The sequence below is a fragment of the Eubacterium ventriosum genome (genome assembly GCF_025150745.1).
Lineage (GTDB): Bacteria > Bacillota > Clostridia > Lachnospirales > Lachnospiraceae > Eubacterium_G > Eubacterium_G ventriosum.
Window position 1 is genome coordinate 2,373,648 of sequence record NZ_CP102282.1, and the last position, 14,048, is coordinate 2,387,695.

Sequence of the window (14,048 nt, forward strand, 5' to 3'; positions counted from 1 at the left end):
TTACGATTAAATTTCAAAAATACTTTTCACAAAGGAGATTTTAAATGAACCTTATAAAAGAAAAATACAAAGGCTTATTAGTTTGCCTTGCAATCGCAATTCCTGCCTGGATACTTGGCAAAATCTTTCCTATTATTGGAAGTGCCGTTATTGCTATCATTGCCGGTATGGTTATTGCTTTATTCTGGCAACCGGGAAAAACTTTCAAACCGGGAATTACTTTTACATCAAAAAAAATACTTCAGTATGCAGTTATTTTATTGGGCTTCGGTCTTAATCTTAACGTAATATTTAGTACCGGAAAGCAATCACTTCCAATAATTATTTGTACAATTTCCACATCTTTGATTATAGCATTCGCACTTCACAAAGCTATGCACATTGATTCAAATATCAGTACTTTAATCGGTGTAGGATCTTCTATTTGCGGTGGTTCTGCCATTGCTGCAACAGCACCTATTATTGATGCAGATGATGACGAAGTGGCTCAGGCTATTTCTGTTATTTTCTTTTTCAATGTTTTAGCTGCTTTATTGTTTCCAATGTTTGGACATTTCTTAGGCTTTGATACAACATCCGGTGAAGCCTTTGGTATATTTGCCGGCACTGCTGTTAATGATACTTCATCAGTTACAGCTACTGCTTCTACTTGGGACAGTATGTGGAACCTTGGAACTCAGACACTTGATAAAGCCGTTACAGTTAAGCTTACAAGAACTCTTGCAATAATTCCTATTACTTTGGTTCTCGCTTTATTTAGGGCAAAACAATCAGGTAGCAATTCAAATGAAGGTGGATTTAGTTTTAAGAAAGCTTTTCCTATGTTTATTTTGTGGTTTATTGTTGCTTCTCTTATTACAACAATTGCCATAAGTCTTGGTGTTCCATCATCAGTATTTGCACCACTTAAAGAGCTTAGCAAATTCTTTATTACTCTTGCCATGGCTGCCATCGGTCTTGGCTGTAATGTTGTCAAGCTTATCAAAAATGGTGGCAAACCTATTTTGCTTGGTGGCTGTTGCTGGATTGGTATAACTTGCGTAAGCCTTTTACTTCAGCACGTTTTAAACATTTGGTAAATATAGAATTTAGTGAGCATATAATTTGGTAAATAACGACACTTATTCCAATGACCTCCTATTGTTTAAATATTACAAAATTGTTACAATTCTTTTTGTAATTGGCCAGTACAAATCTTAAAATAAGGAGGACGAAACTATGTGTTTTAAATTCAATAGTTGCGACCAGTTATTTAACGCTATTTGCAAATTCTTTAACTTTGGTTGTTAATTAGTTATTTTTATAAAATAATATTCATATGTGCTTTGACACACAAAAAACAGAGGACGATGTTTTGTTTGCTTGTTAGATGTTTAATCTAATGAAAGCAAGACGCACCTCTGTTTTTTATATACTTATTTAAAAATATTTTCTATTATTTCTTAACTTCTAGTTTTTTATTAATATTAAAATTCAAGTCTTATTTTATACTTTATTAAATTTTTTTGCTATCAACCTTAAAGCAATTTCATTAATTTACAGTTCTCAATGCCTGCGTCCCAGAATTTTTCCAACGGAATATTTTGCACCTGACACACAATGCTTGAATCCATTGCTCCATGTCCCACAATAATAACATCCTTACCTGCATCTAACTGTGGCTGAACTACTTCTTTAAGAAAACTCCCTGTTCTGGCAAACAAATCATCAAAAGTTTCTCCATCTTCCACACCTGGATAATTAGCCGGATCCTTAAACAACTTTCTAATAGGGCTTCCCTCCATCTGAGACGGATGTGTTACACCTTCATACACGCCAAAACACATTTCCATAAGCCTGTCGTCATATACAATAGGAATGTTTCTTCCTTCCAAAACAATTTCGGCTGTCTGCTTTGCCCTAACAAGCGGTGAGCAATAGCATATGTCAAAATTAACATCTTTATATTTTTCTTTGGCTTGCTCTGCCATCTGAATGCCTTCTTCATTTAATGGAATATCTGTACGACCTTGAAGCTTATGCTTGGCATTCCAATCTGTTTTTCCGTGTCTCATAATATATAACATAACTTTTCTCCATATCTTTTGCTAATCTAATATAATTTATACGGATATAAGCTTAACTCATTCAGGTTATTTTCGCAACTGTGACTTCATTGGAACAAATTCAATTTTCAGCTGCATTCCCATACCTGCTGCAAATCTCTTTAATAATTTTAAAGATGGATTTGTATTTTTCCTTACTCTATGTTATGCTTTCTAAATACATCTAAAAAGGTAATAAGAAAGGTAAAAATGTTATGAAAAAAAATAATGAAAAAAGAAGCTCTTTCTCTGGAAAGCTAGGCTTCGTTCTTTCGGCTGCAGGGGCTTCTGTAGGACTTGGAAATATTTGGAGATTTCCTTATCTTGCTGCTAAATACGGTGGTGGTATCTTCTTATTAATATATATTGTCCTTGCCCTTACTTTTGGATATACAATGATTGTAGCTGAAACTTCTATTGGTCGTATGACTAAGAAAAGCCCTGTTGGTGCTTTTAAATCATTTAGTAACTCTAAGTTTGTATCTTTAGGCGGATGGATTAATGCCATCATTCCTATACTTATCGTTCCGTACTATTCTGTTATCGGTGGCTGGGTTATTAAATATCTTGTCGAATATATTATTGGTGACAGCAAACTTTTAGCAGGTGATGACTATTTTACGGGATTTATTTCAGGCGGTTTTTCTGCAGAAATTTGCTTTATTATATTTACTTTTATAACTTTGGCAATTATTTATGCAGGTGTTAGAAGCGGTATTGAACGTGTATCAAAATTTATGATGCCTATACTTGTTGTTCTTTCACTTATCATTATGATTTATTCTATAACAAGACCGGGAGCAATGGCCGGTGTAAAATATTTTCTTGTCCCTAATGTTAAGAACTTTTCATGGATGACTGTAGTTGCGGCAATGGGACAGATGTTTTATTCACTATCTATTGCAATGGGTATTTTGATTACATTTGGTTCTTATATGAAAAAGGATTTGTCAATTGAAAGCTCAACTAAAAACGTTGAAATCTTTGATACTGCTATTGCCATTATGGCAGGACTTATGATTATTCCTGCTGTTTTTGCTTTCTCAGGTGGAGATCCTAATGCGTTAAAAGCCGGTCCTTCACTTATGTTTATTACAATTCCTAAGATGTTTGAAAGTATGGGACTTAGTACAGTTGTTGGTATACTTTTCTTTACATTAGTACTTTTTGCTGCACTTACAAGTTCAATAGCCTTAACAGAAAGTGCTGTTTCAACTTTTGAGGACGAATTTGGATGGGGAAGAAAGAAATCAACTATTATCCTTGGTGGTATTATGATTGTTCTTGGCAGTCTTTCATCATTTGGCTATGGTCCTTTAGGCAGCATCAAAATTATTGGAATGCAGTTTTTAGACTTCTTTGATTTCTTAACTAATTCAGTAATGATGCCAATTGCTGCATTTGCTACATGTATTCTTGTTTCAAAAATAATTGGTCTTAAGAAAATCGAAGAGGAAGTTCTTCACGGCGAAGGCACATTCCGCAGAAAGAAAATTTTTAACTTTATGATTAAATACCTTTGCCCATTATTTGCGGCAATAATACTTTTAAGTTCAATTGCAAATGCATTTGGATGGATAACAATCTAAGGATTACAAGAGTGCGAAGCACGTAGCAATCTGTGTAATCATATCTTTTTTTAAAACGTACCCCACTATTTCTATTTTTTGAAATGGTTGGGTACGTTTTCTTTTGTTTCAAATTATATGTTGTGTTCAATTAGTAGAATTTGGGGCTACGTACCCAGAGATTTAAGCTTTTTCATATAGCGAGGTACATTTGCCTTTGATTCAAACTATATGTTGTGTTAAATTAGTAGGATTTGGGGCTAACGTACCCCGAAAATATAGAAATTTTATATATCGGGGTATTTTGGTTGCTGTCATATACAATATGTTGTGTGAATAAGTGTAATATTGCTGATTTCGTACCCCGAAATTTAACCAAATCTCTATGTCGGGGTACGCCGTACTTTTTACTTCTCATATTGTTGTTTCCTTTATCCTAACTCCCTATGGTTTTAGACAAAGAAGATGCCATATTATTGATTTACTCTCTAATATGGCACCTTCTTGTTTTTTATTTAATTTTAGCTTTTTTGCTTAAACCTCTCTTAACAAGAATCTTTTTGTAAGATTTCTTCTTGCTCTTTGGAACCGTTATTTTTGCTTTCTTGTTTATACTTTTGAAAGCCGATTTTCCAACCTTTTTTAAAGTCAATTTCTTTGACTTGATTTTAATATTCTTAAGTTTCTTACAATTATAGAATGCCTTACTTCCTATTTTGCTAACGTTCTTTTCAATTGTAATACTTGTAAGATTCTTGCATTTCTTAAATGCATTGCCCCCTATTGCTGTAACTTTATAAGTAACATTTCCTATCTTAATTTGTGATGGAATAGTTGCTCTTTTAAGTTTCTTATCAATAGGGCAAACATATTCTACCTGCTGGTTCGGCACAATCACTCTGTAGATTGCGTTGGTTGTAGCATCTTCATAAGTACTTCCAACATTATACTCTTCTTTCAAAACATCTACTGTCTCAGTTTTAGTCTTTCCACAAACTGTACAAGTATATGTTCTTGTTCCCTGTTCTGTATATGTTGGCTCTTTTGTTATTTTTCCAGAATTCCACTTGTGACCTTTTGCTTCTGTCTTTATTGTTTTTCTGCTTATTTCTTTGTTGCATACTGTACAATAAACTACTTCGTCATAACTTCCTCCAGCTTCGCATACTGCTTCTGTTGCATTCTCGATTTTCTTCTCGCCTGCTACGTGACCTTTGGCTGGAATTGTTGTTATTTCTTTTCTTTCATCACAACGTTTACAATGAATTGACTTTACTCCTGTTTCTTCACAGGTTGCTTCTTTATCAACTGTAAAATCATTGTTCCAATCATGTCCTAAGGCTTCAACTTTTTCTGTCTTTGTCTTTCCACAGATTGTACATTCGAATGTTTTAACGCCTTCTTCCGTACAGGTTGGTTCTTTTGTTATTTTTCCAGAATCCCACTTGTGACCTTTAGCTTCTGTCTTTATTGTTTTTCTGCTTATTTCTTTGTTGCATACTGTACAATAAACTACTTCGTCATAACTTCCTCCAGCTTCGCATACTGCTTCTGTTGCATTCTCGATTTTCTTCTCGCCTGCTACGTGACCTTTGGCTGGAATTGTTGTTATTTCTTTTCTTTCATCACAACGTTTACAATGAATTGACTTTACTCCTGTTTCTTCACAGGTTGCTTCTTTATCAACTGTAAAATCATTATCCCAATCATGTCCTAAGGCTTCAACTTTTTCTGTCTTTGTCTTTCCACAGACTGTACATTCAAATGTCTTAACTCCTTTTTCTGTGCATGTTGGTTCTGTGGTTACCTTGCCCTCGTTCCACTTGTGACCTTTAGCTTCTGTCTTTATTGTTTTTCTGCTTATTTCTTTGTTGCATACTGTACAATAAACTACTTCGTCATAACTTCCTCCAGCTTCGCATACTGCTTCTGTTGCATTCTCGATTTTCTTCTCGCCTGCTACGTGACCTTTGGCTGGAATTGTTGTTATTTCTTTTCTTTCATCACAACGTTTACAATGAATTGACTTTACTCCTGTTTCTTCACAGGTTGCTTCTTTATCAACTGTAAAATCATTATCCCAATCATGTCCTAAGGCTTCAACTTTTTCTGTCTTTGTCTTTCCACAGACTGTACATTCAAATGTCTTAACTCCTTTTTCTGTGCATGTTGGTTCTGTGGTTACCTTGCCCTCGTTCCACTTGTGACCTTTAGCTTCTGTCTTTATTGTTTTTCTGCTTATTTCTTTGTTGCATACTGTACAATAAACTACTTCGTCATAACTTCCTCCAGCTTCGCATACTGCTTCTGTTGCATTCTCGATTTTCTTCTCGCCTGCTATATGTCCTTTTGCCGGAATAACTGTTTCATCCTTCTTGATGTCACATCTCTTACAATGAATTGATTTCAATCCTGTTTCTTCACAAGTTGCTTCTTTATCCACTGTGCAATCTTCATTCCAATCGTGTCCTAGAGCTTCGACTTTTTCTGTCTTTGTCTTTCCACAGACTGTACATTCGAATGTTTTAACGCCTTCTTCCGTACAGGTTGGTTCTGTGGTGATTGTTCCTGGATTCCACTTATGACCTTTGGCTTCTGTCTTTACTGTAGTTCTGCTTAACTCTTTACCGCATACTGTACAATAAACTACTTCGTCATAACTTCCTCCAACTTTGCAAGTTGACTCTGTGGCATTCTCAATCTTAGTTTCGCCTGCTATGTGACCTTTGGCTTCAAGCTTTTCCGTCTTCGTATCTGTTATTGCTTCGTTGTTGTATTTGCCTGTTGCTGTATGCACTATACTTCCATCTTCTTCACAAGTAGGTTCTGTTCTTTTAGTCTGCACATCGCAGTCTATCCCTACCACATGCTCGCTATTGTATTCACACGTATACACTGCTTTACAAGTACTATAGTCGCTTGACCACTGAAAGTCCGGTCCAATGTAGTTGTGAATACAGATTTTGTTTACCTTTGTTGTTAAGTTTGAAATGTTGCATTCCTGATTTGTTGCGTTGGAGTCTGTTAATTCATCTACTACAAGCTGGAATTTGCCTGTTACATTTTCATTTTTTGTGGCTTTAAAGGTTAGCTTTATAACTTGTCCGTCAGCTTTTATGTTTCCTGTTGACATAAAGGCAAATTTAACTTTTCCTTTAGTTGAAGTTGAAACATTAGTAAATGAATTTTTCAAAATCCCATCAGAAAATGACGCATCCTGTATTTCAAATATATCTTTGTCATATTCAAGATAAGCTGTCATTGAAGCTATTCCTGAATTGCCTGCCAGATTAATTGTAACGTCAAATGTTTCCTGTGAATCTATTGAATCAAGACCATTTACCGTAAACAAATTATCTGACTGCTGCTCTGACGTTGATATTGTTGCTTCATAACTTCCATCAAAAGTGCATTCCTGCAACTGCTCGTTTGTTATTGTTACATCTGATAATGAAATGTTACTAGATGTTGACTTCTCTAATGGTACAAACTGAATGTTCAAAAAATTCATCGTCAAGTTATAACATTTGCTAAAGGCATAAGCTACTTTAACCTTACCTTTTTCAATTTTATTATAAGAAATCATCAAACCTTCAACATTCTGATTAGCCGTAACTCCTTGAAATCTTACCTTTTCTTCATCATAAGACAAAATAAAACTGCCTGACATTACGCCTTCATTACGGCTAAAACCAAATTTACAATTTACTGTATCATTAACATTTGCATCAGAAACTCCTTCAAAATTAACCTGATAATTGCTGCTAAATGGATTATCCACATTTATACTTAATTCTGAATCGATACTTAAATCAATAGTTGAAAGATTCTTGTCGTATGCTTCATTTATTTTATTTTCAAATATGCACTGCTCATTTCCAACAAAATCGGCTGTATAAGTAATTGTAAATAATTCCTTGTTATCTACTGAAAAGCCATTAAGATTAACCAATGCTATATTAACTGTTCCCTGATTTTCTTTGGCTGAAGTTACTGTAGAACCTAGTTCACTTCCAAATTTGCATTCAGAATAACGTAGCTTCTCATTGTTGTATTTTATTGACATCTGAAGACTACTAAGGTCAACTATGCCCTCACCATAATAATGTACATTGACAACACCATTACTCTGTTCATAAGACGTCCATATTCGTGGACTTGTGTCTGCTTTTACTATTGTATTAGCAGGGACTATTGCCCCTGCTAATAATGAAACTACAAGAACGATGCTTACAATGAATTGATAAATTTTATTCTTTCTTTTCATTTAAACACCTTCCTTACTTAAACTGAGTTATTTCTCCTGTTGCATACTGCAAAATTCTCATGGCATCTACTGCTGTAATCTTACCGTCACCGTTAACATCTGCTAAGCCAAGTATTGCATCTGTAGGATTATCAAGTAATGCCAGTTTCAATGCAAGCATAGCATCTACTGCCGTTACTTTTCCGTCCATATTTACGTCGCCTAATTCATAGCTTGTGGCACTTGAATTAACAAGAACAATAATGCTTGCCTTCTGGCTGCTCTTTTCAAGCGATGCTGAAATAACTGCATAACCATTGCCTTTTGCTGTAATAATCCCGTCTGAATTAACTTCTGCAACCGCTGTGTTACTTGAAGTCCACTGAAGACTTCTCTTCTCGTTACTTGTATCATTTCTAACCTGTGCATCAAATGAATATGTTTCATCAGGATACATTGTTACAATATCCTGTCCAAATTCCACATATGCTTCATCCTTAAATATTTCAATTGGGATTTCACACTTAGCATTGTTATAATATGCTGTTACTGTAGTAGAACCAGTTTTAGTTAATTCAAATACACAAGTTCTACCATTGTCTGTTGACTGAACAAGTTTAACTGAATCGTTATAAGACCAGTTAATAGTTGCTATTGATTCTATTGGCTTAGCCTGTAACTTGATAGTAACAATATTGCCTACAGTTCCTGAATACTTGTTTTGTTCAGAAGTAATCTCTTTAACAGGAAGTTCGTTAACCTGAACATCAATATATGTTGTTTTTCCATCACAACTAACCGTAACTGTAGTACTTCCACTCTGAATTGCCGTAAATGAACCATCATCATTCTGTTTAAGTACACTTGAATCATAGCTATAATCTGCATAATCATGATATGTGGCATTAGCAGGTGAAACTGTTACATTAGGTGTAAATGAATCTCCTATATCTAAAGTAGCACTTGATTTTTTAACTTTAATATCATTTACAGGAACGTATTCACTCTGTTCAATAAATGATATTCTTTCAGAATCATAATCTAAGTTTTCTACTTCCACACCATTAATCTTGACACTGATTACTTCAGGTCGAACTTCGGTAGATTCGTTATAATATTCAAAATATCCCAGTTTTCCACCATTTATACTCTGATTATTAAATTTATATTTATAAGTATTTCCTGAACTATTTCCACTTATATAACTTAATGATGAAGAAAAATATTTGCCACCGTCTTTTAAAGTCACCTCTAAACTATTAATTTTTCCATTAAAGTTAGTCTTTAAATATGAGTTCTGTGATTTTGCTAATTCTTTAGTTATAATAGTATCCTCATTATAAACTTTCACATTAGAATCCGTTACATCAAATGCATCATCAATACTTGCCACAACTACCTGATTTTCTGTTAACTCTACCTTCTTCTTGCCCATATATTCAGGTTTGAAAGTAAACTTAAGTTCCTTGGCAGATACATATTCTGTATCAACTTCTTTATCATCTATTACAACCCTGTCTGACTCATTAAAGTTTACACCTTTGACTATACCTGTCATGCTCTTGCCAACTTCTCCGTTATCAGCTTTAACTGATGACACAAACGCCTTAGACTCTACCGGTGTAACATTTGGTTCAGTTGCACTTCCGTTGTATGCATAATTAATTCCATCTGTGGCTTCAATATAGTACTGAAGATTTCCAACAGTTATATCTTCTGCATTAATATGAGCATTATAATAATTACCAGTAGTATTGTTCATTGGAACTGATTTAAAATTATCTTCTCCTTCCATTCGATAAAACAATGTAACACCTTCAACACCTATGTTATCCTTAACTGTTGCTGTAATAGTTGCACCAACTCCGTTAGTTATAGATTTTAGTGCTGTATGTTTAATTACCGGTGGCTTATCATCTACTGCTGTATTAGAAGTAATATTAGAAGGTCTTGACTCAGACATTGCCGTATCTACTACTGTAAAGTAATAATAATACTTCTTTCCTGCCTCGACTTTTTTGTCTTCGTATTCTTTCTCTTCTGATGACAAAATAGATGAATTAATCTTCTTAAAGCTTCCTTCCTCCCCTGTTTCGCTTCTATAAATGTTGTAACCTGCCATTGTATCGTATTCATCCTGTGTCCAGTTAAGATAAATACTTCCAACTCTACCTTCTGACTGCAATGTTAATGCTTCTGCTCCACTGGCAGTAACATCGAATTCAAATCTTCCCCAGTCAGTTCCTGTAGTAAGCCAATGGTCATCTGCTGCAACAGCATCCTTAACCCTGAAGTACTGATGTCCCTGATTAATAAGAACCTTAATCGGCATCTTACCAACCCATTCTCTGCTGCTATTCCACTGTCCTTTCAATGTATAATCAGTATATGGATCATCCGGTCCGTAAGAAACCATAGGATCTGTGTTCTTATCCATATCTCTGTTAAATAATACATGAACATCATATGTTCCGTTACCAACAGTGTCTACCTTATCACCATTCTTATCTGTAATGTAAATATCTGAAACACATGGATAAGTTTCCTCTGATGGCTTGTCTAAATATGGGCTTGTAATAATATCCGCATAATTTGTATTTGTATCAAAATCAACTAACTGTTTCTGAATAAGATTTTCATCTGTAGTTCCCCAGTAATTATCTGTTGCCATATAAGTCAAATTGCTATTTGATGGAGTTATAATCTTCATCCATTCTGATGTATCCGTACATATAAGTCGATTTAAAATAGCATTTCCTTTAAATGCTGTATTTTTTAATACTCCTGTATTTTCCAAACTTATATTAGGATTATTTATTACTGAATCTTTTGTTTCTTCTGGAAATTCCACCAAAACATACTTCCTTAAATTTCTAACTCCATAGCACGTCACAGCGCTATTATATATCCTATAAGTGCCTATTCTACTGTCTTTAGAAAATCTATATCTTTCAACGTTACTTGTTTCCTCTCCTTTCACATCTAGTATTTTATCATTATCTTCATCATAATAATATCCGCCGGCAAGTTCTAAATCCTTACTACTTCCTTCTCCTAAAATATCATTAAATACTTTGTTTAATATATTTTTTTCATCAGTATCGTTCAAATTAAGCATAGCCAAATGTGCATTATTCTTTTCCAATACTTTTTCCAATGTAAGATAATTATCAAACGCTTTCGTATCGTATCCGTCTACATTATTTTCTCTATAAAAATAATTATCAAATTTATAGGCAACATATTTTTTCCCATTCACGTTGTAAATATTACTAACCACACTGCAATCCGGAGTTCTAAAATATTCTCCCGGATTTGCAAATTTCGAAGCCTTTCTGACAACACCATAATTAAAATCTACAGATGCTTCATTTACTAAATATGTACAGTTTATACTTGACTTGACATTTCCTATAAATCCGTCTACATAAAATTGACTTCCTAAATAGCAATTGTCAAATAACACTGTATCCATATCTCCATATACCATAGCTTCCGTATAAAGTGGGCTTGACCTAAAATTAGAAATTTTAGATTTTTCTAAATACTCTGCATTTATTCTTGCCCCTTTTGTATCAATGCACAAATTACCATTAGAAAAATATCTGTCATACACCAAATCCATATTCTGCACGCAACTTAAATGTGAACCACTGCTTATATTAATGGTAGGATTTGTAATATTAACATAGTTCATATCTACTGTTCCTGAATCTGATTTTTTCACATTTACGCAGTACTGTTCAAAACCTTTCCCCGGGAATAACTCAATCGGCTGACCTTCTGTTCCATTAAAGTGCATATTTCCTTTGACTGATATACTCGCTATGTAGTTATCTCCATATGCTGAATACTGGTCTGACGCCCAGAACTGTATCTTTGTTCCCGGTTCTACATTTACAGTTACTCCCTTTGGTATAAGAAGTGAATTTTTAACTATGTAGTAATTATCAGCTGTCAATGTTGTATCTTCAGTTATTTTTCCTGAAAGCACTGTTCCCTTTACTATATGAATAGTGTAGGTTGTATCATATGACTGTCTATAAACAGTAGTATCATTTTCGTCTAATCCATTTTTAGCTTTATAGTTTATATTGAATTGAATGTTTAAATCGTTAGGTGCGTTATCTTTTATTTTCACTCTTATTGGGTGTTCTACACCTACTACTGTTTTTAATTCATTGTATTTAAATCCGTTGTTCTGTGTTCCGAAACTTCCTATATCATCTATTCCAACTTCTTTGTCTGAAACAAATTCTACATACCTGTTGTCTATTCCGTTAGTTGTAGCATTAACTGTGATAGTCACATCCTTAGCTGCTCCCCACTGGTTACGAAGTCCTATTGCCAAGTCTATTGTTTCACCCGGCTGAATTATTCCGTCACCATTGTTGGCCTTTGATATATCCTCTGAATCGAAGGCATATACTTCATACACATTAAGATTAGGCTTAGGCTTATTAGTCAGGGAATCTGTTAATGATAATTTACTATAGTTATAAGTCTTTTTTATACCTTCATTATAGTATGTGATTTTATCTTCTGTAGCTCCCACTAATTGTCCCATTATATATCTTGATGAGTATGTGCTCTTATCCTTTAATGAGCTTCTAAGTATGGCTGCCTCCGCTGATACCATAGGCGCTGCCATAGATGTACCATTCCATGATGCATAACGTCCGTTAGGAAGTGTACTATATACGCTAACACCCGGAGCTACTACTTCATACTCAGCATTTGCATTAGGTTTATAGTCCCAGTTAGAAAAACTTGCAAAGCTATTAGCTTCATCATATGCCATTACACCTATTACATAAGAATATGATGCAGGATACATATTTCGCCCTCCTAATGGACAATCTGCTGTTGGCGTGCTTTCATTACCTGCTGCTGCTACAAGCACACAGCTTCCGAAGGCATCCTGTAGAGCGTTTTCTATTAAGGCTGAATGAGCTGATGAACCAAATGACATATTAATTACATCTGCACCATTCTTATATGCATATTCTATTCCCTTTGCTATATCTGAAGAATAGAATGTTCCGTCTGACCCCCCTGCCTTAATTGGCATTATCTTAGATTTGTAGGCTATACCCACTCCGCCTACATTGTTGTTTTCCATGGCAATAATACCTGTCACATGTGTTCCGTGACCATGGTCATCCATAGGTGTTTCATTAGGATCTATTAGGTTAATTCCGTGTACATCATCTACATATCCATTGTTGTCATCATCAGCACCTGTTGTTCCGCTTACCTCTGCGCTGTTAGTCCATATATTATCCTGAAGGTCTTCATGGTTGTAATCCACACCTGTATCAATAACAGCTACTACTGTTCCTTCACCTGCAGTATTTCCATAGTCTTCATTACCCCATACTGATTCAAGCTTCTGATCCTTTAAGTACCATTGCTTGTCCATTCCCTTATTGTCTTCTGCTGATGGAACAGACTCTTCACTTGTAAAGTATTTGTATACAGGTTCTGCTATTTCTACTGTATTCTGACTGTTAGTGTTATCAACAATGCTCCAGATATCTTTTTCATCTGTAGTTATTTTGTAGGATACCTGCTTATGTTCTTTTCCGTCATTGTCCTTAATGGTATTCTCCATAATAACTTCACTGTCTGTAGCCTTAGCATCCTTATACCACTGTTCTTCTTCTATAGGCTTAGTGTTCTTGTCTTCTTTTCTAATTACAACAAAGCCGCCTTTTTTAACCTTTACGGCTTTTCTGTAATCTTCGTCCTTAGTCTCACGGATAATCTTCTGATAGTCAATCTTCTTGTCCGGGTCTCCTATCTTATTATCCACATTGTTTTTGTTCTCAGACACATTAGGCTCTTTAGACTTTTCAGTCTTAGTATCCTTGTTCGATACAATGTCTGCCTTTGCCACATCTGACTTGTTATCATTTGTTTTAGAAACTGTTGTTTCTTTTACTACTTTGTTACTGTTGCCATCCATAAAAGTCGATGTTGCAAAGCCTGTTACAATCAGTGCTACTGCAAGTACAACAGCAAGTACTTTTTTCTGCCAATTTTTCATAACAAAAAACCTCCTTCTACTTGTATTTTAATGTTTCTACTTTTGATTCTAGTTATCCACTGTTATTAGAATCTTTCATAGTTACATTATAATACATTGGA

Annotated in this window: 5 protein-coding genes; 2 read left to right on the forward strand and 3 right to left on the reverse strand. The window is 34.7% G+C overall.

Annotated features, from left to right (window positions below; translation table 11 throughout):
- The first annotated feature begins 44 nt into the window (after positions 1-44).
- Positions 45-1,079, forward strand: a complete 1,035-nt coding sequence (locus NQ558_RS10670) for a YeiH family protein (protein WP_005360470.1) — start codon at positions 45-47, stop codon at positions 1,077-1,079.
- Positions 1,080-1,517: 438 nt separating this feature from the next.
- Here NQ558_RS10670 and NQ558_RS10675 read toward each other — a convergent pair whose 3' ends face one another.
- Complete coding sequence (locus NQ558_RS10675) at positions 1,518-2,066, reverse strand: histidine phosphatase family protein (protein ID WP_040446338.1); 549 nt, start codon at positions 2,064-2,066, stop codon at positions 1,518-1,520.
- A gap of 233 nt (positions 2,067-2,299) precedes the next feature.
- On the opposite strand from NQ558_RS10675, the gene NQ558_RS10680 reads away from it, so the two are divergent.
- Positions 2,300-3,673 (forward strand): sodium-dependent transporter, encoded by a 1,374-nt coding sequence (locus NQ558_RS10680; protein ID WP_005360465.1) that lies wholly within the window; start codon positions 2,300-2,302, stop codon positions 3,671-3,673.
- A gap of 490 nt (positions 3,674-4,163) precedes the next feature.
- On the opposite strand, the gene NQ558_RS10685 is transcribed toward NQ558_RS10680, so the two are convergent.
- Together NQ558_RS10685 and NQ558_RS10690 are read right to left on the reverse strand one after the other, a co-directional pair.
- Complete coding sequence (locus NQ558_RS10685) at positions 4,164-7,919, reverse strand: cohesin domain-containing protein (protein WP_259907550.1); 3,756 nt, start codon at positions 7,917-7,919, stop codon at positions 4,164-4,166.
- A gap of 13 nt (positions 7,920-7,932) precedes the next feature.
- Positions 7,933-13,947 (reverse strand): S8 family serine peptidase, encoded by a 6,015-nt coding sequence (locus tag NQ558_RS10690; RefSeq protein WP_005360462.1) that lies wholly within the window; start codon positions 13,945-13,947, stop codon positions 7,933-7,935.
- Between the last annotated feature and the right edge of the window lie 101 nt (positions 13,948-14,048).

What these genes read in the sequence shown, in the direction of transcription:
- NQ558_RS10670 (WP_005360470.1), top strand. Translation starts at nt 45, where the DNA reads ATGAACCTTATAAAAGAAAAATACAAAGGCTTATTAGTTTGCCTTGCA.
- NQ558_RS10675 (WP_040446338.1), bottom strand. Translation starts at nt 2,066, where the DNA reads ATGTTATATATTATGAGACACGGAAAAACAGATTGGAATGCCAAGCAT.
- NQ558_RS10680 (WP_005360465.1), top strand. Translation starts at nt 2,300, where the DNA reads ATGAAAAAAAATAATGAAAAAAGAAGCTCTTTCTCTGGAAAGCTAGGC.
- NQ558_RS10685 (WP_259907550.1), bottom strand. Translation starts at nt 7,919, where the DNA reads ATGAAAAGAAAGAATAAAATTTATCAATTCATTGTAAGCATCGTTCTT.
- NQ558_RS10690 (WP_005360462.1), bottom strand. Translation starts at nt 13,947, where the DNA reads ATGAAAAATTGGCAGAAAAAAGTACTTGCTGTTGTACTTGCAGTAGCA.